Source organism: Ornithinibacillus bavariensis (genome assembly GCF_018333235.1).
Lineage (GTDB): Bacteria > Bacillota > Bacilli > Bacillales > Amphibacillaceae > Ornithinibacillus > Ornithinibacillus bavariensis.
The window spans coordinates 283,768-302,914 of record NZ_BORP01000003.1 but is presented as its reverse complement, the minus strand read 5'-3'; the positions used below and the strand labels follow the sequence as shown (position 1 = coordinate 302,914).

Sequence of the window (19,147 nt, the reverse complement as noted above, 5' to 3'; positions counted from 1 at the left end):
GGGGGAATATGATAGTGATCAGCCGTATAGAATGTACGAATCTCAAGAGATACTATAAAGGAGATGGAACAAAAACGATAGCGTTAAAAAATGTCAATTTGAGATTTCAAAAAGGAGAATTCACCGCTATTATCGGTCCATCAGGTTCTGGCAAATCTACCTTGTTAAGTCTTATTGGTACTCTAGATAGTCCAAGTGAGGGTGTAATCACTTACGATGCTGAAGAAATCTTAAAGAAAAGTAAAGGTAAATTAGCAGACTTTCGCTTCCAAGAAATAGGATTCATCTTTCAACAATTTCATCTACTGCCTACTTTAACTGCCTTAGAAAATGTCCTTACCCCATTGTTTTCAAGAAAAGTCCCATACAATAAATTAGAACGTGCAAAAGAAGTCCTAAAACAAGTCGGGCTTCAGGATAAAATGAATTCACTTCCATCCCAATTATCAGGAGGACAACAACAACGAGTTGCCATTGCCCGTGCAATCATACATAAACCGAGCTGGTTACTTGCAGATGAGCCTACTGGTAATCTAGATACGGAAACAGGAGAGCGGATTTATGAATTATTAAAAGAATTAAATGAACAAGAAGAGTGTGGTGTTTTATTTGTGACTCATGACCCAGCTTTAGCCGCCAAAGCAAATCGTATCATTACTATGAAGGATGGGGTAGTGCTTTCCGATAAAGTAGGTATCTCTATATGATTCGCTTTATATGGCAGAATTGGTGGAGGCGGAAGGAACGGTTTATTCTCTTAATTATCGGTGCTTTTATTGTTAGCGCGGGTTTGACTTATTTAATTGGGCTGTCCGAAGCAAATAAAGGTACCGTTGTAGACACCTTGCAACAAAGGTGGTCAGCTTCGTATGATATTGTGGTTCGACCAGAAGGTACTAGAAGTGTTACAGAAGAGAAAAGATTATTAGAACCAAACTACTTGAGTGGCTTAAGTGGGGGAATTAGTGTTGAACAATATGAAGCAATAAAGGATATACCTGGTGTAGAAGTCGCTGCACCGATTGCGATGATTGGGTATGCGGATTATCAAGTGAATTTTGGACAGGTTGAATTACCTGAAGAAGGTCTATATAGAAGAAAGACTACGAAAACTATAAATAATGGAATAGGTGAAGAAGTTGCATCTAGCAATTACTACTTCCCTAACCAGGTTTGGGACATTATCAATAAAGGGGGAGAATATGGTGTTGGTGCACCATTTACTGAATATATTGTAGGTGGAGAATCTCTCTTGGCTGGAATAGATCCAGAACAAGAAGCGAAATTAGTTGGGCTGGATGAAGCAATTATGGATTTAGGAACGAGTAGGTATTTTGATGATAGTGATTCCTATTATTTCAATGAGGCTAGTGGTCTCCGCGAATTTCCTATCATTGTTAATCAAAACTCGTTTGTGGAAAAAATAGAAAACATTACATATGAGCGTCTTCATATTTCCATTAACTTAGACAATGCGAATGACATAATGGAAGAGGTAAAAGAAAAAGGGGGAGATAGTTATTTAGATACTGTAGAAGGTGAAGTAATTGATACGTTCTCTGTGACTGGAGAGGAAACCTTCCAAACCTTTGTTAGCCGGATGACAGGGGTGGATTGGAATACAGGTGAGGTAATAGATTTAGAAGAAAAGGAATCTGTAGGAGAAGGTCAATTACGGTCACCAATTGATGAAAATGTGACAGGTATTGTATTTAGACCAAGTCCATTGGAATATCGCGAAATTTCAAGCCCTTACGCGGAAAGATGGCCATATTCCTATCAAGCAGTCCCTGTTCAAAATGGAGAGGATACAATAGGAATATATCGAAATAAGGAATCCTTTCGAGAGCCTGTATTAATGGCGGAGGAGTTTGTGGATCTTCCTCGTATTAAGCCGAATTGGATAGGATTTTATGATCCAAGTAATCTAAAAATCTCAAAAGATCCTACTACTGAATTGCCGATGGAAACGTATCGTCCTGCTTCAGCAGAGTTTGTGATGGATAAAGAGGGTAATCCAATCAATCCACCAAAACAATTAAAGCCTACAGGTGATCCCTATAGCTTCTTAACAGATCCTCCTGGCATGTTAACTACTATTGAAGCAGCAGAGATGTTATTAGGTGATGAACCAATTTCAGCAATTCGGATTAAAGTAGCTGGAGTTACTGATATGAGTGATGAAAGTCAAACATTATTGGAACAAATAGCTGCTGAAATTGAGAATAGAACTGGACTAATTACCGACATTACGCTAGGTTCTTCTCCGCAACTGGCATTAACCTATGTGCCAGGCTTAAATGGTGAAAAAGACCTTGGTTGGATTCAACAACCTTGGGTAAATATTGGGTCTTCTATTTCTATATTTCGAGAGACCAAGGTTAGTTTTTCTGGAGTTGTGGCGAGTGTTATTGCTGTTGCAGTCGTATATGTATGGGCTTCAGGAATAGTGAGCTTATTAGCGAGAAGAAAGGAATTTGCTGTCCTTCTTTCTGTAGGTTGGCGGCCAAGTCAGTTAAGTCGGTTGTTATTCTTGGAATCTAGCATAATTGGGTTATTTGTCGCATTAATTTCTTGGATGATGTTGGCATTTGTTTATGTGTCGAGTGACGGAACTATTTCCTTAACTCGATTTGTATGGACTGGATTATTTGGACTCATCGTATATATGCTTGGATCGATTATTCCAATGCTATTAACACAAAATATTTCTCCTTATGAAGCAATGCGAACAGGGGAAATAACGGGTGGCAGTAAACGGTTGTTTAAGGCTAAAGGGATCAATCGCATGGCCTTTAACCACTTTATTGGGAAATGGAAGAGGAGCATTTTATCAGTAATTTCAATTGCATTGCCAACTGCTCTCCTAGCTATTTTCCTCTATATTACCTTCCGTTTAAGAGGAATTATGTACACGTCGTTGCTAGGAGAGTACGTAGCACTAGAGGTTGGGCCAGCACATTACGTAGCTATTATTGTATCCTTAATTATAGCGATACTAACAACAGCAGAAATTACCTGGCAAAATGTATCAGAGCGAAAAGAAGAAATCTCGTTACTTCAAGCAATCGGCTGGAGAAGGTGGAGTATTCGTAGGCTAATTTTAGCAGAGGGACTCTTCAGTGGCCTGTTTGCAGCGGTGATTGGTCTTACTATCGCATTCCTTATGATATGGGGATTATATGGTTCTTTTCCTGCAGAAGAAATAGGCTTCCTCTTAGCTACGGGATTAATTCCTGTCATTATTGGTTTACTTGGAACCGTATTCCCGGCAGAACGTGCAGTCCAGATTGTACCGAATCAAGGGATGGGTGGAATCTATTCTAATCGAAAGGTAACCGAAAAGCGGATGAAGCTTATCGTTATTTTTACAGCCATCGCATTAGTTGGAACATTTTTATTTACGATGATAAAGGTAGCTCCAAATATCGAATATACCAATCCAGAAGTTGGCAAAGAGCAGGAATTTAGCCCAACTGAGGGGGAGATTGGTGTAGAGACATCTGTAGATCATGAAATTCCAGAGGAATCGGAAGAACTTTTGGGAAATGATTCCAGCTGGGGCAGAGATGATATTGTAGATGAAAAGTACTATAAGGTATTAGATGAAGGTGAAGATATAAAGGATACGGGAAATTCGATACTTTCTTATTACGCAAAAGAAATCAAAAGCGAACAACCACAACCAGAAGAAGGAATGAAGAATATTTCAATAGAATTCTATTTTGAAAACCTAGACGATATGGGATATAGGATGAGACCAGATAAAGAGTTCTTAATTCTAGTTGATGAGGAACGCTATTACCCCATTAATGTAACGATTCTTGAAGTTGAGGACTGGGAGGATGAAAAATTGCTATACGGGAAGATGCGAGCAATATTAGACTTTTCTGTACCTGAAGATGTGGAAGATTATGGGCTCTTATTAAGAAGTACAGGTTTCGGGTTTGGGCTATTAGTATGGTTTGAAGGTGACCGTACTGAGAAAGTGTTGGAAGAATGATCAACGTTAAAAAATAGTAGGCAAGATCAAAAAAAATGGTGCTCTCTATGGTATTGCACCATTTTTATTTTGATGGTAAAGATTACGAGCCCGAAATAATTACCTTATTTAATTGAGAATCGTTATCACTTATTGTATAGTAAATAGTAACGATACATATAATTGAGTAAGGAGAATATATGATGCAAATATACTGGACTAAAATAAATAGGATTATTGAAGAAACGGCTGAAGTTAAAACATACCTGCTCGACTGTCCGGAAGACTTTATATGGGAAGAAGGTTCCCACACCCACTTTGCACTAGAAGGTTTCAATGCGGGAGATAAACCAAACCGCAGTTTGATTCGCCATATGTCGATATCTACTTTGCCGCACGAAAATTTAATCGGTATCACAACACGCATCAGAGAGAACTGCTCTGAATTTAAGGCGATTTTAAGAAATCTTGAGGTCGGCAATGAAGTTGCGATATTTAAAACGCATTCGAATGTCCCGCTTAAAAGAGAAAACAAAAATGTTTACTTGTTATCATCAGGTGTCGGCCTGGCAACTTTCCGTCCACTTGTACTTGATTATTTCGAACGTGCTGACAACGTCAATCAAATTCATTCCTTAAATATCGATTCATCAAAAGACTTCTTATTTACAAATATTTTTAAATCAGCACCTGACAAGAATTTCACATCACAGTTCGTTGATAACCGTAAAGACTACTATGAAGAAGTGAAAAATCTTGCTACAGATAAGGATGGACTCTTCTATATTGTCGGTAGCGACGAGTTCCTAGTTCAGAACATTGAAGTACTGTATGAACAGGGCATTAAGCCAGAACAGATTATGCTTGATAAGCATGAAAAAGCACTGCCTGATTTTTTATCAATTGTTGAAACGTTATAAAATATTTTCTTGGTATCATGATTGGTATGAACTATATCAAGGGGTTAAGTAATGCTCTATCTTAGAGTCCGTTCAGTTAAGAGGCGCTAACCTAAAACAAGGTAATGCGCTCTTTTTATTAGGCTTAGTAAAGCTATATTGCAGTTTCGTTGAGAATAGATACGGCTGTTTCGTTTATAGAAGAATAATGGGGTTGAATAAAGAATCTACATTGTAATTTTACAATTTTAAGAGTTTGACAATAGTTATTATGAGTCATATTATAGACATTAAAGGTCTTTAAAGGAGGCGTAATGAAATGAAATACTCGAAAGCAACGAACTATGCCCTTCACATTCTGCTTCATCTTGCAGTTGCTACTCCGAATCAACGTGTGGGCGTGCAGCAACTGGCAGAGCAGCAAGATATTTCGCCGACGTATTTGTCTAAAATCCTCACTAAGCTGGTCAAAGCAGGAATGATTGAATCCTCCACTGGCGCAAACGGTGGATATAAGTTAAAACCAGATTGGGAGAGCATTTCATTTCTTGATGTCATTCATGCTATTGAAGGATCTGCATCTTTATTCGGCGGTTGTTTGAACGATAATCCCGATTGCCTGATTCAAAAGGTAATGATTTCAGCAGAGGAAAAAATGGAGGAGGAGTTGAGGCAGCATAAAATTTCTGATCTTGCTAAGAAAGCAACTGTCGTTTTTTAAAACACGGTTGTTTTCGACTGTATTATTGTATGAATAATCCCTTTTATCAATCGTTATTTTTTTGTGTAAATAACGGATATTAGAGAGTGTTTATATCTGTAATTAAATATACTAACAAAATATTTGTAACTAAATTTGAATTAGGAGGTTAACAATGGAAAAAGTATTTGATTGTGTAATTTTAGGTGCTGGACCTGCAGGATTAAGTGCAAGTTTAATACTTGGAAGATCACGTAGAAATGTAGCTTTATTTGATAATGGAACAAATAGAAACCAGGTTACTCAAGAATCACATGGATTCCTAACGCGAGATGGAGTAAGCCCAGCAGAGTTTAGGCATTTGGGAATAGCTGAGCTAGGTAAGTATCCATCTGTTCAATTCTTCAAAGAAACGGTAACACAGGTCACAAAACAAACAAGTGATCAAATGTTCAAGACCGTTACCTCTAGGGGACGAGAGTATCTCGCTGAGAGGATAATTCTAGCTACGGGAATACAAGAAAAATATCCTATGGTTCCAGAAATCAGTAAGTATTACGGAAAGAGCTTGTTTAGTTGCCCATATTGTGATGGATGGGAATTAAGAGATCAACCACTAATTGTCATCGCGGAATATGAAGATGCAGCTTATCATATGGGAAAATTAATTAGTAATTGGTCTAATGATTTAGTAATTGCAAGCAATGGTCACAAAATATCTCAGCATATTTGGAATGATTTTGATCGGAAGGGCATCTCAGTTATCACAGAACCAATAAAAAATTTATATGGGGAAAGTGGTTACCTTCAAAAGGTGGTGTTTACCTCAGGATTTGAAATCAATAGAAAGGGTGGATTCATTGCACCATCGTTTTATCGACCAAATCAATTTGCTGAGCACCTTGGTTGCCAACTACAAGAAAATGGACTAGTTGTAACGGATGATTTTAACCGTACCTCACAGAAAAATGTTTATGTTGCTGGGGAGGTTGCACGATCAGCACCATCTTCATTAATGATTGCAGCTGCAGAAGGTAACAAGGCAGCTGTAGCCGTAAATACAGATATTACGAATGAAAGATTTTAATCTGACATATATCAAAGTCTATTTTGGGTATTGATTTGGTAAAAAGAGGGATAGAAAGCGGGAGTGTCGAACTTTGTGCCTCTCAAAACTGCAACTACTACTTCGTTAATGGTTGAGCGAATGCATTTACAGCAATCATGAGTTTTTCAGCGATTTCATAATTTTTGATAGAAAGTGTAATGGTTACATTTTAAATGACTAAAGTGAAGGAGGAATATTAAATGGCTAAGAAGTCTAAGATTATAAAGGAAAAAAAGAGGCAAGAGATAGTGACAAAATATGCGATGCTTCGGAAGGAATTAAAAGAAAAGGGTGATTATGATGCAATAAGGAAACTGCCACGCGACTCATCACCTACACGTTTACATCATCGTTGTGAACTAACTGGAAGATCAAGAGGCTATTTAAGAAAGTTTAAAATGTCTCGTATTGCCTTTCGTGAATACGCCCATAATGGACAAATTCCCGGAGTAAAGAAATCAAGCTGGTAAGCAAATGTACAATTAAGTGGGTATCTTGCTATTTCCCTCCTCCATATCAACAAGTCATACAATGTTGATGACTTTCATAAGTGGCAGATAAAACAGCTATGTACTTAATCTTTTTGTGAAATCTGTCTTTGTAAATAAATAAATGGTATGGTAAATTTGTATAGACAATTCAAAAAAGGGGGAATCCAATTGGGAAAAATGATTAAATTAATGTTATTTTCATTAACGATAGTGATTTTCTTATATGGATGTAATTCGAACAATAAAAACGAAGATATATTTCAATTTAAAGATTCATTTGTAGGGGATAACAGTGCAGTAGGAAACATTGCAAATCAGTTGCGAAGTGGTGAGAATTTAAAAGGTTTTGAACTGAAAACAAAAGAGAAACCGTATGGAATAATCTTAAATTATGATTGGTTAGCATCAGAACAAGATTATAAAGAAACAGCGATATATAATGCTACGTTTTTATTTGCATTAGTTCAAAATGCAGAATGGATAACATTTAATTTTGATAACCAAGAATATCAAATAACAAAAGAAAATCTCCAAGCATGGTACGGAAAAGAATTAAGTAAATTTGATAACGAAGAAAAACTGCGAAAACTTACAGAAGAATATTTAAAAGAAAAAAATAAAGCAGGGGAGCTATTCAAGTAAAGGTTGCTTTTGAACTCCTATAGTACGAAGTGTAGGCTAATTTAACAATGATTAGTAAGGGATATTAGATTAGGGAGAAGTATTTGTCGAACTAATTTATTTTAGACGAAGGTGAAAACAGTGCGCGGATTCAGATGTTGCTAAACCAATGTGCGTAATCATCAAGCTTCCAAACAGGCTGTTCGAAACTATAGAATAAAGAAAACTATTGTTTGACTAGTTAAAAGAAAAAGTAGTATTAAAAGTGAGGACTCATATGAAGCAACTAACATTTCAAGAGCTACAGAGCTACCTAGCACTAAAATATAAAGAAGGACGCACTTCATCTTCTTTGTTTATGAAACTAGTAGAAGAAATTGGTGAGGTAGCAGAGGTACTGAACCAGTTGGAAGGGCGAAAGGAAAATAAAGGGGATACTTCTTTAGAAAAAGAGTTAGTTGATGTTATACATTACGCTGTGGCCATTGCAAGTATAAATCATATTGATTTAACAAAGGCCATTATAAAAAAGGATAAGCAAGCCGCAATGAAATATAATCAATCACCAAACTTAGAAGAATTTTTACTACTACAAAAGAAGGTACATTAGCATTAAACTAAAATGATAGTTGTAACAATTACCTATTGATTACTTTTAATCTTTATAAGGATAAGTTGCTATCTGTTGGAAGCTAGTATTTTTTTACAGAAGTGATTAAAGAAGATTGTCTAAGCGCGTTTCTTTATTCCGTTTCCACTAAAACAATTAGACTATCAGAACTTTCCAAATAAGTAACATCGGGGGTAATGGAGAAAGTGACAGTAAACTATCAAAGATTAATTTCATATGTAGAAGAAATAATGGTACTTAATCATAGCAGTGCTTCTGCATTGGTTGTAATTAAGGACAATGAAATCGTATTAGAACACTACGGCGGCTACCATTCTAATTTAGTTAGTTCAGTACCCATTACGGAAGCCTCTAAATTTAACATAGCATCTGCAAGGAAAAGCTATTTAGGACTAGCGGTAGCTTTTGCTTTGTATGAAAAGAAAATTAAAAGTATAGATGACTATGCAGTAGATTACTTTGATGGATATGATAAAGAATTACTTGCAAACACAACTATAAGGCATTTAGTTACACATTCTCACGGATTACATCTGAAAGATGATGGGACTCTTTTTAGAGAGTTTGACGCAGGTAAAGGGTGGGCTTACAGAGGAATTAATGTATTAATGATGACGGACTTAATAAATAAGCTATATGGAAAGAGTTTTCCCGAATTACTAAGAGTAAGAGTATTCCTGCCGTTAGGTTTATATGAAACTGCCTGGTATACAAACCCTAATGATGAACTAGTAAAAGTGATTGATAATCCAAACGAAGCTGCGAACTTCAAAATAGGAAGTACAAACGATGGAAGCGACTCAAACCTTCATACAACAGCCCGTGAATTTGCATTATGGGGTAATCTTCATTTGAACGAAGGATTTTTGAATGGCAAACAAATAGTGCCAAAAGAAGTAATACAATTAGCTACCAAAGTACAAAGCCCAAATTACAATGACATAGAGATACCACTTAACGGCTTGTTTTGGTATGTTCAAGATACGCCTTCTCTTAAAAGTGAAATTGGGGAAAGAGTACCTAAAGGCTCTTATCAAATATTAGGAATAACTGGTCCAACTTTGTTAGTTATACCTAAACATAATTTAGTCGTAGCAAAAATGTATAATAAGCGATATAACTATGGTGGAGACAATTATCTTCATTATCTAAGGGAATTCAGTAATATAGTGGCAGATACATTTAATTAGATATATTACAATTATAGTCTGGTTAATTACTGCCCTTAACCTAAAAACTGTCTTTAACCTAGAATGGAGCCCCAAACCCTAATGGAGTTCCATCTTTTCATATGAAAAATCAACATTATCCTTTAACATAGCTAAATAAAAAAAGAGCGCTTAATATCATTGTTTAAGGATATTATACGCGCTCTGTAGTTAAAGACTCCTTAGAACTTAAATGTCCAAATCCGAATTATCCAATCTTCACCTTAAAAAGCTTAGTGTAACCTTGGCAGCCTGTGCAATTAGCTTATCGTCATATTCGGCATTCTCTGTGTCATGGTTGGACATAATTACAATGACGATTGGTTCTCTGTTTGGTGGCCAAACAATAGCAATGTCATTTCTCGTTCCGTAGCTTCCAGCACCACTCTTATCACCAACCACCCATTCTTCAGGTGATCCTGCACGAATGAGTGTATCTCCTGTTGCATTGCCTTTTAGCCAATCAATGAACAATTCACGTTTTTCATCGGAAAGTACGTCACCAAGTGCGAAAGCCTGAAGATTGGTGGCAAAAGCTTTCGGTGTGCTGGTGTCTCGATTATCTCCTGGGGTGAATGCATTTAAATCTGGTTCAAAGCGATCTGCATGGGTGATGTTATCACCAATTTGTCTTAAAGCTTGTTCAAATCCTTTTGGGCCCCCTAATCCCTCATATAAGAGGTTTCCTGCCGTGTTGTCACTGGATCGAACCGCTGCCTCACTTAATTCCAAAAGGGTCATCCCGGTATCCACGTGTTTCTCTGTAATTGGAGAATAGGGAACTAAATCATCCTCGGTGAAGGAAATCACTTCCTCAAGCTCTTCCAAAGAATTTTGCTGCAGCAAGATGGCTGCGGCTAAGGCTTTGTAGGTCGATGCAAAAGCGAAGCGCTCCTCTGGGCGATATTCGATGGTCTGATTTGTGCCTGTATCAATCGCATAGACACCAATTCGAGCGTTAAACTCATTCTCAAGCTCGGCAAATTTTTCATCTATACTTTCCCTTTGTTCCACTTCATTTCCTTCACTGGGAGAATCATTATTTGAACCGTCCTTATCCGCGCAAGCAGTGAGTGTTAACACTGCGACTAGTAGCAAAAGTAGTGAAAATGGACGCATGGTGAACTTATTTTTATATTTTTTTATCAACTTGATGACCTCTTTCTAGTTTCTATTATCCAATATAAAACTGACTTCTTTTGCATAGCACTGATGAAGTATGTGTCTTCAATGCTTGCCAAATAGTCATTAATTTGTAGGCTGTCTACTGTCCTTTTACTTTTCGCACATATTCACAATCACAGATGTAGTCATTAATAGCCAAACCTTACCTCCTTCTATCTAAATTTCGACAACAAATGTAGTCGAGTACTACAACTGTAGTCCTATATTACATTTGTAGTCTATGGGATGTCAATCTTTTTAACTATATAATATTTATCGCTCTTCCTTTTAGGAAAGCTGAAGTCTATCATGCTCTAAATCCATTAGATCCCCCGTTTTACTAAAAAATTCTTCACTTCTCCCAATATTTGACGTATATCGCTTTTCTAATAATCGGAAAAGACCTAATCTAGTTTCCTATCACTAGGAAAAATATAAATTTGTAAGCGGTCCCAAACGTAGATAAGATGAAGACAGATAAGAAAAAGGAGGAATTTATATGAAAAATATATTTTTAGTTTGTGGTTCTGGCGCATCAAGTGGATTTATGGCCGCATCTATGCGGAAGGCTGCTAAGAAGAAAGGTGAACAGGTCACTGTTAAAGCTGCAAGTGAATCTCAACTAGATTCAGTAATTGATAATATAGATTATTTATTAATTGGTCCTCATTTGGCTTATAAAGAAGATGAAATTAGAGAAAAAGCGCAAGGGAAGAATGTTAAGGTTGCTATTATTCCGCAACTAATTTATGGATCATTAAACGGAGAAAAAGCTTTGGAGTTAGCTCTAAGCTTGGAAGAGAGTGAATAAAAAATGCTGACTAAATTAATGAACTTTATGAGCACTAAGTTTGCTCCACGAGTGAACAAAATTGTTGCAAACCCATGGGTGTCTGGTATTCAAAGTTCAATGCTTACAGGTTTACCGTTAGTATTTGTTGGTTCTTTAATTACGATGATTTCTATTTTGAATAACTTTTTTGACTGGATGCCTGATCTTTCACTAATGAGTACTTTCTCATTTGGTATGTTTGGTTTAATTATTGCTTTTTTCCTTCCGTATTATGTGATGGAAAACAAGGGGCATTCGGATAACAAACTAATCTCTGGAGCAGCATCATTAGTTTTGTATCTACTGTTATTATTTCCAACCATTGAGGAAGGGCAAATCTCGTTTACCTTATCTCGTTTTGGTATTGAAGGTATGTTAGTAGCTATTATAACTGGTTTATTTGTAGCGGTGATTATGAACTTTATGGCATCAAAATCATTCTTTGATGAAGATTCTTCTATTCCTGATTTTGTCATAAGATGGTTTGATAATCTATTACCAATCACATTCCTTCTTTTTGTTGGTTGGTTGATTACAATTCAATTCCAGGTTGATTTATTCCAAGTAATTCAAAGTATTTTCAAACCTGTTGCTGGTATTGTTTCAACATATCCTGGATTTGTTTTATCCGTATTTATTCCAGTGTTCTTATATTCGTTTGGTATTTCAGGATGGGCTGTATTCCCGGTATTCTATCCTATTTACATGGCTAACTTGGCAGGTAATATTGATGCTGTAGCAAGCGGTGGGGTTGCTGCTAATGTTGCTACCCAGGAAACATTATACGCTTTAATTTATATTGGTGGTACAGGTACAACCTTAGCATTAGCAATCATGATGGCATTTATTAGTCGATCACAGCAATTGAAAGCGGTTGGTAAGGCGGTAGTGGTTCCATCTATTTTCAATATTAACGAGCCATTGGTATTTGGTGCACCTATTGCCTTTAACCCATACTTGATGGTACCTATGTGGATAAACGGTTTACTAGTTCCAACGATTGTATACGGTATTATGTCTTGGGGATGGGTAGATATCCCATCATCAACTTTCTTGTTATGGTATATGCCATACCCACTTGCTTCCTATTTTGCAACGCAAGATTTTATGGCAATAATCTGGTGTATCGTCCTATTTGCCATAACATGGGCAGTATTCTATCCATTCTTTAAAGTATATGATAAATCCTTGTTGAAAAAGGAAGAGGAAGAAAATAGCAATTTGTAAGGAGGAAAAATTAGATCATGTCAGATTTAGATCATAATGAAGAGATTGATGAGTTAACCCAGGTTTCAATGAATGTCTTAATACACGCTGGAAATGCACGTGACTATTTGGTTAAATCACTAAAAAGCATTCATGATGAAAACTTTGAGGAAGCGAATGACTATTTAAAGAAGGCAAGAGAAGAGGTTACCATATCTCACTCATTTCAAACGAGCACTATTCAAAAAGAAGCAATGGGAGAGCAAATTCGATACTCGATTCTATTTGCTCACGCACAAGATACAATGATGACTGCACAAAGTGAGATATTAATAGCTGAAAATTTAATAGCAATTTTTGAGAAGCTAATGAAAAAATAATTGGGGGTATTCGAATGCTTAATAATTATCAAATGCCAAAGGATTTTCTATGGGGTGGAGCAATTGCTGCAAATCAAGCAGAAGGGGCTCATGATGTAGGAGGAAAAGGGAAGAGCCTTGCGGATGTTCATAAATATTATCCTGATAAATCCAATTTCGAAATTCAGGCTGAACAAAAAGCAGGTATGACAATCTCGCAAATTAAAGCTAATTTAGAAGATAAAGAAGGTTATTATCCGAAGAGATATGGTATTGACTTTTATCATACTTACGATAAAGATTTGGAACTACTTGCTGAGATGGGATTTAAAAATTTCAGAACGTCGATTGATTGGACAAGAATTTTCCCGACAGGTGATGAGGAAGAACCAAATGAAGCGGGGCTAAAGTATTATGACAATTTAATAGATAAAATTGTTGAGCTTGGTATGGAGCCTATCATTACAATATTACATTATGAAACACCGGTTAATGTTTCATTAAAATATGGTGGTTGGCATAATCGTAAAGTTATCGATTTATTTTACAAATACGGTAAGGTCGTATTAGATCGTTATAAAGATAAGGTGAGATATTGGATTGTCATCAACCAAATTAATTTAATTGGTTATGAGCCATTTAATTCGACAGCAATTCCTTCTGATGCAGTAGATAATTATGAGGAAGCAGCGTATCAAGCAGTTCATAATCAGTTTGTGGCAAGTGCCATGTTAAAAAAGTATGCTGAATCAGTTAATCCAGAAATGCAGATTGGTACAATGGTTTCCGATGTAACGGTTTATCCAGCAACATCTAAGCCAGATGATATTGTGCTGGCATTAAAGAAAAATCGCATGGAATTTTACTACACCGATGTACAGTTCTTTGGAGAATATCCTCAATATGCGTTAAATTATTTTGCTGAAAATAGTATTCACTTAGACATAACGGAAGAAGATAAGCAATTATTAAAAGAAAACACAATGGATTATTTAGCGATGTCCTATTATTATACAGACACAGCAGATGCTTCTAAAAATACAATAAAACAAGTATCTGTCACACCTAACCCGGCTGTAGAGTCAAGTCCGTGGGGATGGGCAATAGATCCACAGGGATTATATGTTAGTCTCTCAACTTACTGGGACCGTTATAAGAAACCATTAATGATAGCTGAAAATGGTTTAGGGATGTATGATGAACTTAAAGATGGAAAAGTTCATGATGACTATCGCATTGCTTATCTTTCTGCCCATATATCTGCAATGAAACAAGCAATGTATGATGGAGCAAATGTCTTTGCGTATTGTGCATGGGGGCCAATTGATATTATTAGCTGTTCATCTGCTCAAATGAATAAGCGTTATGGCTTTATTTATGTAGACTTAGATAATGAAGGCAAAGGCACAGGTGAAAGAATTAAGAAAGACAGCTTCTACTGGTATAAAAATGTAATTGAAACAAATGGTTCTGAGCTTTAAGATACACGAAAGAAAGTAGGTTATTGTTTTCAATAACCTACTTCTGTTCATATTCAAGGAGTCTGAATGATCATGAATGAGAAGCAAAAAGAATTACTGAACCTATTGAGAAGAAAACATGGTGAGTGGATCAACGCTAATGAATTAGCGGATTTTCTTAATTGTTCAACACGAACAATTAGAAATTATGTTTCAAAGATAAACAATGAATTATCAAATGCGATAGAATCAAGTAATATTGGTTACAGACTTAATAAAGAAGCGTTAAAAAGTAATAGACAAAATAGTGATGATTCGGAGTTTAAACTCAATAACCGTAAATCAAGAATCTTTTTGGAAATGCTTAAATATTCATCAGATGGAATTGATTTATTCGATTTAAGTGAAAAACTATTTATTTCAGAGTCTACGTTAAAAAATGATATTCAAGAATTGAAACAAAGTCTTCCAGCACAAACTCTTGAGATAACGATTAAAAATAATATCGTTAAACTTAAGGGTTCGGAGCGTTCAAGACGAAAATATATGGTGGAATTACTTTATGATGAGGGTAATATATATGACGAATTAAAATCAAGTATTGAGAAAATGATAGAAGAAATTTCTTTAGATGAACTAAGGAATATCATTCGTACTGCCCTATCAGATCATAATATATTTATTAATCAATACTCCCTTAATAGTATTGCTTTTCATTTTGCAGTGAGTATCGAAAGAATTCGACAAGGTTATATTCTGTCAGAGAATGATCAAGATTTATATAAGAACAATTTAAGTCAACAGGAATATATATTAACAAATGAAATAACGGAAGAACTATCAAAAATATATAATATTCATTTTCCGGAATTAGAAATATATCAATTAGCTCTACAATTTGTTGGTTTATACGATAAATCATTAGTTGAGGACAATACTGAAAAAATCGAAACATATGTTGACAGTACGATATTATCTACATTAAAAGATGTTTTGCGTAAAGCAGAAAAGGTATATTTCATTGACTTTGAGGATGCTGATTTTATTAATAAATTGGCAATACATTTACAAGGCTTATTCTACCGGTCTAAGTATCAAAAATTTGTACGGAATAGTAGTTTACTCGATATTAAGATAAGCTATCCAATTATTTATGATGTGTCGGTATATATCTCTTCATTAATCCAAGAAAAAATTGATGTTAGATTTAATGAAGATGAAATATCATTTATAGCGCTGCATATTGGTTCCTTGCTAGAAAAACAACGAGATATTGATAAGCACGAAATTCGGATACTGTTGGTTGCAGACGATTACCATGGTATACGGGAACAATTAACGAATAAGATTATAAAACGGTTAGGGGACGCTGTGGGAATTCAATCAATTCCTAATCATAATGATATTGGATTGTATATGTTTGATTTATTAGTGACAACAGATAGAAAAGTTGCTTCCGCATACGAAGGTTCCGTGTTTATTAAGCCGTTTCTGACAGATAGGGATATTATTAAGATTGAAAGACGTGTGGAAGCAACAAGAAAACTACATCAAAAGATCGCCATTAATAATTTTATCAAAAGATTCTTTAATGAAGCGCTCTATTTGAATCAAATTGATCCTTCTGGATTAGTCGAAGGTGATATTGTCAAACGTATGAATCAAATGATGGTAGAGCAAGGGTATGTTAATGATAGCTTTTATTATAGTATCCAGAAAAGGGAACAAATGTCGCCGACAAGCTTTCCGTCTGGTATTGCGGTACCCCATTCGATTGAGCTGGATGCAATTAAGAGTGGTATCGCAATAGTAACGTTACAAGAACCAATAGTATGGTCTGGTCATGAAGTTAAAATGGTTGCACTTGTAGCGATTAATAATAAAGAATCAAAAACCTTTAATCGATTATTTGAGCTCTTTATTGAAATAGTTTCTGAATCATACAATGTAGAGCAATTAAGAAAATCGGAAAACTTCGATGAGTTTATTAATAAACTTAAAATGATGGTAAATGAATTAATTGACAGTAATGCTTCATGATAATCATTACGATTAGTGGGTTAGTTATCGACGGATAATTTTGCCCGCTTTTTTCTTATTTAGAGTAAATGCACATAAATTCCTTTCTTAAGGATTATGTGCATTGTAAGTTTTTGCTAGTTATGAATTTGTCTTTTCTGCCTCGTAATAGCCTAATTTATGGTAAAGATACAGTTGATTAATTTGCTCCTTAGGATATGCTTCTAATAATTCAAGCATTTCTTTTGCAAATTCTAATGAAGCTGTTCCATTTGCAGTAACAATCTTTCTGTCACGAACTGCTTGTTCGAATACATAATTCCCTTCATTGCTGTAGGTATCTTTTGCATAGGCTTTTAAATCATTAAGATCATTGCTTGTATGCTTTATGTCATTTAACCATCCATTTGCTCCCATAAAAACTGTGGCATCACATATTGCCCCTACTGGAATATCCATGGCAAATGCCTTCTCCATTATTGGGATCACGTTATTGCTTAGTGGTTTACGCCAGGAGTTCCCCCCAATTAGAATTAAACTATGAAAGACTTCAGGTATATTTTCTACGGTGTAATCTGGTAGAACATTTAATCCACCGATAGACTTGATAACTCCCTCACTGATACCAACTATCTTAGTGATGTACTTGTCTGTTTCGTTTAAAAAAGCTGCTACATAAGCGATTTCCCAATCAGCAAATTCCTCCAAAACAACTATTAAAATTTCTTTTTTCTCGATCTGATTCATTCTTATTCCCTCCAAATTAAATTGAAAAATTCTATTATTTTGATACTGTCTTCAGTATATAATGGAATAGTGACAAATGATGACACAATTAGTAAAAAGGGTGAAAGTTTTGAGTAAAGCAATTAGATTAAATGAATTAAGGCTGTATATTAATCGAGTGAAAAAGTTTAAGGTAGATGATTTAGCACAAGAATTTAATGTATCAAGAAGAACGATTCTTAGAGATTTAGAAGAACTAAGTATTTTGGGGGTTCCATTAATTTCAGCGGTAGGAGCTCATGGAGGATATCAAGTATTAGAAGAAAAAAATCTACTGGCTGTCTCTTTTACTAAAGAAGAAACTTTCTCTATCTTTTTTGCTCTTTTGTCTTTAAAACATTTTATAAGCCTTCCTTTTGAATCAGAATATGATTCAATCATAAAAAAGTTCTATCTGAACTTAAACGGAAAGATGAAGGATGAAATTGATTTAATTAAAAATAAGATTGATTTTAAAATAGATAACCAGAGTAAAGAAAGTCCCCTATTGAAAGAGCTATTTATGGCGGCAATAGGAAATGAGTCACTCTGGATTTCTTACTTGGGGGTGAAAAGAGAGATTCAACCGGTTGGATTATTTTCACAGTATGGAAGATGGTATTGTCCTTCGTATTGTTATCTTAGGAAGGATTTTAGACTTTTTCGTTGTGATCGAATATCAGAGGTTGGGATAAGCTCAAGAAGTGACAAGATGAATCTAAAAGATACAAACTTAAATGATATTATTAAGATTTTAACAACAAAAAAAGAGTATGAGCTTAAAGTGGAATTAACACCAGAAGGAGTAGAAAAATATAAATCTAGTGTTTCACTTTATTATCAAATATCCATTGATAGTAGAGGCTATGGAGTCATTAAGGGGTCAATTAGTGAAACGGAAATAGACTTTTTAGCTGATTATTTCATACAAATGGGGAACCACGCAAAAGTAGTTGAACCCATAGAGTTAGTAGCTGAAATAAAAAAGAAGATTTTAGTATTAAATGATTTATACCGTAATTTGGTATAGGAAACTACTTATCAGCACTTATTCAATGGAAAGTAGCTTGAATGAAACAAGAAGCTCTAGTTGTGGCTTCTTTTTTTTGTTCCACAAAGATAAGGGAAATTCTCTTGCTTAGTTATAATTTTGTGTAAATATCATGAAGGAATGCTTCCATGTGAAGTATTAAATGAAACGTAAATGAGTGTGTAAATATATAACAAAATACTAATAATTTCTTCTAATACCCTTACCGTAAACCTTTTGAACACTTTTCACATAAGATGATTTTCATTAGAAAGCCCTCCTTTAATTACTACTAATAGATCAAGCACTTTTATGTTGCATTACGCAAAGGCTAGTGCAGTATACCTTCTATTCGATTTAATTAACGCATTGAATATAGTATTGTTTAGATTTTGTATAGGGGATATTAGTAGAATTACTAAATAGGATTATTTTGAGGAATTTTGTCTAAATAGGACGACAAGTTCAAGGGGTTGATCAAATAATTATAGAATTTTAAAAGAGAATTTTGGTGCAATTAACCGAAGTAATCAGAGTTTCCGTACATATTATCCATATATGTCGAATGATGAATAACTATATTATTATCAGCGTTAGACAAAATAATCACCCTACTTACAATTTGTAAAACTATTTCTATCATCTATCCATATCTTTATCTAACTTAATGAA

At 35.1% G+C, this 19,147-nt stretch carries 17 protein-coding genes; 15 read left to right on the top strand and 2 right to left on the bottom strand.

What is annotated here, in order from left to right:
* Positions 1 to 14: 14 nt before the first annotated feature.
* The 9 genes from KI338_RS10175 (at position 15) to KI338_RS10135 (ending at position 9,622) form a co-directional block, all read left to right on the top strand.
* Complete coding sequence (locus KI338_RS10175) at positions 15 to 707, top strand: ABC transporter ATP-binding protein (RefSeq protein WP_212920893.1); 693 nt, start codon at positions 15 to 17, stop codon at positions 705 to 707.
* The gene (locus tag KI338_RS10170) at positions 704 to 4,003 is read left to right on the top strand and encodes an ABC transporter permease (protein WP_212920892.1); all 3,300 of its coding nucleotides are present in this window, start codon (positions 704 to 706) and stop codon (positions 4,001 to 4,003) included. Before KI338_RS10175 ends, KI338_RS10170 begins: the two co-directional genes overlap by 4 nt.
* A 182-nt stretch (positions 4,004 to 4,185) precedes the next feature.
* Positions 4,186 to 4,902: a dihydropteridine reductase gene (locus KI338_RS10165; protein WP_212920975.1), complete on the top strand. Its 717-nt coding sequence runs from the start codon at positions 4,186 to 4,188 to the stop codon at positions 4,900 to 4,902.
* Between the two features lie 298 nt (positions 4,903 to 5,200).
* The gene (locus KI338_RS10160) at positions 5,201 to 5,602 is read left to right on the top strand and encodes an Rrf2 family transcriptional regulator (protein ID WP_212920891.1); all 402 of its coding nucleotides are present in this window, start codon (positions 5,201 to 5,203) and stop codon (positions 5,600 to 5,602) included.
* Positions 5,603 to 5,756: 154 nt separating this feature from the next.
* Positions 5,757 to 6,668 carry an NAD(P)/FAD-dependent oxidoreductase gene (locus tag KI338_RS10155; protein WP_212920890.1) on the top strand — a complete coding sequence of 304 codons (912 nt, stop codon included), beginning with the start codon at positions 5,757 to 5,759 and terminating at the stop codon, positions 6,666 to 6,668.
* A gap of 221 nt (positions 6,669 to 6,889) precedes the next feature.
* Entirely contained in the window at positions 6,890 to 7,159 is a 270-nt protein-coding gene (gene rpsN, locus KI338_RS10150) for a 30S ribosomal protein S14 (RefSeq protein ID WP_212920889.1), read from the top strand.
* A 198-nt stretch (positions 7,160 to 7,357) separates the two neighbouring features.
* On the top strand, positions 7,358 to 7,822 hold the full coding sequence (locus KI338_RS10145; RefSeq protein ID WP_306345311.1) for a DUF4825 domain-containing protein: 465 nt from the start codon (positions 7,358 to 7,360) through the stop codon (positions 7,820 to 7,822).
* A gap of 256 nt (positions 7,823 to 8,078) precedes the next feature.
* The gene (locus KI338_RS10140; protein ID WP_212920887.1) at positions 8,079 to 8,411 is read left to right on the top strand and encodes a MazG nucleotide pyrophosphohydrolase domain-containing protein; all 333 of its coding nucleotides are present in this window, start codon (positions 8,079 to 8,081) and stop codon (positions 8,409 to 8,411) included.
* Between the two features lie 197 nt (positions 8,412 to 8,608).
* A complete protein-coding gene (locus KI338_RS10135; protein WP_212920886.1) occupies positions 8,609 to 9,622 on the top strand; it encodes a serine hydrolase domain-containing protein in 1,014 nt (337 codons plus the stop codon).
* 237 nt (positions 9,623 to 9,859) lie between these two features.
* On the opposite strand, the gene bla is transcribed toward KI338_RS10135, so the two are convergent.
* On the bottom strand, positions 9,860 to 10,789 hold the full coding sequence (gene bla, locus KI338_RS10130; RefSeq protein WP_373306338.1) for a class A beta-lactamase: 930 nt from the start codon (positions 10,787 to 10,789) through the stop codon (positions 9,860 to 9,862).
* A gap of 514 nt (positions 10,790 to 11,303) precedes the next feature.
* On the opposite strand from bla, the gene KI338_RS10125 reads away from it, so the two are divergent.
* The 5 genes from KI338_RS10125 (at position 11,304) to KI338_RS10105 (ending at position 16,701) form a co-directional block, all read left to right on the top strand.
* Positions 11,304 to 11,615, top strand: a complete 312-nt coding sequence (locus tag KI338_RS10125; protein WP_212920885.1) for a PTS sugar transporter subunit IIB — start codon at positions 11,304 to 11,306, stop codon at positions 11,613 to 11,615.
* Between the two features lie 3 nt (positions 11,616 to 11,618).
* The gene (locus tag KI338_RS10120; protein WP_212920884.1) at positions 11,619 to 12,863 is read left to right on the top strand and encodes a PTS sugar transporter subunit IIC; all 1,245 of its coding nucleotides are present in this window, start codon (positions 11,619 to 11,621) and stop codon (positions 12,861 to 12,863) included.
* A gap of 17 nt (positions 12,864 to 12,880) precedes the next feature.
* Positions 12,881 to 13,222 (top strand): PTS lactose/cellobiose transporter subunit IIA, encoded by a 342-nt coding sequence (locus KI338_RS10115; RefSeq protein ID WP_212920883.1) that lies wholly within the window; start codon positions 12,881 to 12,883, stop codon positions 13,220 to 13,222.
* Between the two features lie 14 nt (positions 13,223 to 13,236).
* Positions 13,237 to 14,682 carry a glycoside hydrolase family 1 protein gene (locus KI338_RS10110; RefSeq protein ID WP_212920882.1) on the top strand — a complete coding sequence of 482 codons (1,446 nt, stop codon included), beginning with the start codon at positions 13,237 to 13,239 and terminating at the stop codon, positions 14,680 to 14,682.
* 72 nt (positions 14,683 to 14,754) lie between these two features.
* The gene (locus KI338_RS10105) at positions 14,755 to 16,701 is read left to right on the top strand and encodes a BglG family transcription antiterminator (protein WP_212920881.1); all 1,947 of its coding nucleotides are present in this window, start codon (positions 14,755 to 14,757) and stop codon (positions 16,699 to 16,701) included.
* A 120-nt stretch (positions 16,702 to 16,821) separates the two neighbouring features.
* On the opposite strand, the gene KI338_RS10100 is transcribed toward KI338_RS10105, so the two are convergent.
* Positions 16,822 to 17,427 (bottom strand): DJ-1/PfpI family protein, encoded by a 606-nt coding sequence (locus tag KI338_RS10100; protein ID WP_212920880.1) that lies wholly within the window; start codon positions 17,425 to 17,427, stop codon positions 16,822 to 16,824.
* Positions 17,428 to 17,503: 76 nt separating this feature from the next.
* Here KI338_RS10100 and KI338_RS10095 point away from each other — a divergent pair, with 76 nt between their 5' ends.
* On the top strand, positions 17,504 to 18,475 hold the full coding sequence (locus KI338_RS10095) for a helix-turn-helix transcriptional regulator (protein ID WP_212920879.1): 972 nt from the start codon (positions 17,504 to 17,506) through the stop codon (positions 18,473 to 18,475).
* Positions 18,476 to 19,147 lie beyond the last annotated feature (672 nt).

Coding starts and splice junctions, on each gene's coding strand:
- rpsN (WP_212920889.1), top strand. CDS start 6,890: ATGGCTAAGAAGTCTAAGATTATAAAGGAAAAAAAGAGGCAAGAGATA.
- KI338_RS10145 (WP_306345311.1), top strand. CDS start 7,358: ATGATTAAATTAATGTTATTTTCATTAACGATAGTGATTTTCTTATAT.
- KI338_RS10135 (WP_212920886.1), top strand. CDS start 8,609: ATGGAGAAAGTGACAGTAAACTATCAAAGATTAATTTCATATGTAGAA.
- KI338_RS10170 (WP_212920892.1), top strand. CDS start 704: ATGATTCGCTTTATATGGCAGAATTGGTGGAGGCGGAAGGAACGGTTT.
- KI338_RS10165 (WP_212920975.1), top strand. CDS start 4,186: ATGCAAATATACTGGACTAAAATAAATAGGATTATTGAAGAAACGGCT.
- KI338_RS10100 (WP_212920880.1), bottom strand. CDS start 17,427: ATGAATCAGATCGAGAAAAAAGAAATTTTAATAGTTGTTTTGGAGGAA.
- KI338_RS10140 (WP_212920887.1), top strand. CDS start 8,079: ATGAAGCAACTAACATTTCAAGAGCTACAGAGCTACCTAGCACTAAAA.
- KI338_RS10155 (WP_212920890.1), top strand. CDS start 5,757: ATGGAAAAAGTATTTGATTGTGTAATTTTAGGTGCTGGACCTGCAGGA.
- KI338_RS10115 (WP_212920883.1), top strand. CDS start 12,881: ATGTCAGATTTAGATCATAATGAAGAGATTGATGAGTTAACCCAGGTT.
- KI338_RS10120 (WP_212920884.1), top strand. CDS start 11,619: ATGCTGACTAAATTAATGAACTTTATGAGCACTAAGTTTGCTCCACGA.
- KI338_RS10125 (WP_212920885.1), top strand. CDS start 11,304: ATGAAAAATATATTTTTAGTTTGTGGTTCTGGCGCATCAAGTGGATTT.
- KI338_RS10095 (WP_212920879.1), top strand. CDS start 17,504: ATGATGACACAATTAGTAAAAAGGGTGAAAGTTTTGAGTAAAGCAATT.
- KI338_RS10105 (WP_212920881.1), top strand. CDS start 14,755: ATGAATGAGAAGCAAAAAGAATTACTGAACCTATTGAGAAGAAAACAT.
- KI338_RS10110 (WP_212920882.1), top strand. CDS start 13,237: ATGCTTAATAATTATCAAATGCCAAAGGATTTTCTATGGGGTGGAGCA.
- KI338_RS10160 (WP_212920891.1), top strand. CDS start 5,201: ATGAAATACTCGAAAGCAACGAACTATGCCCTTCACATTCTGCTTCAT.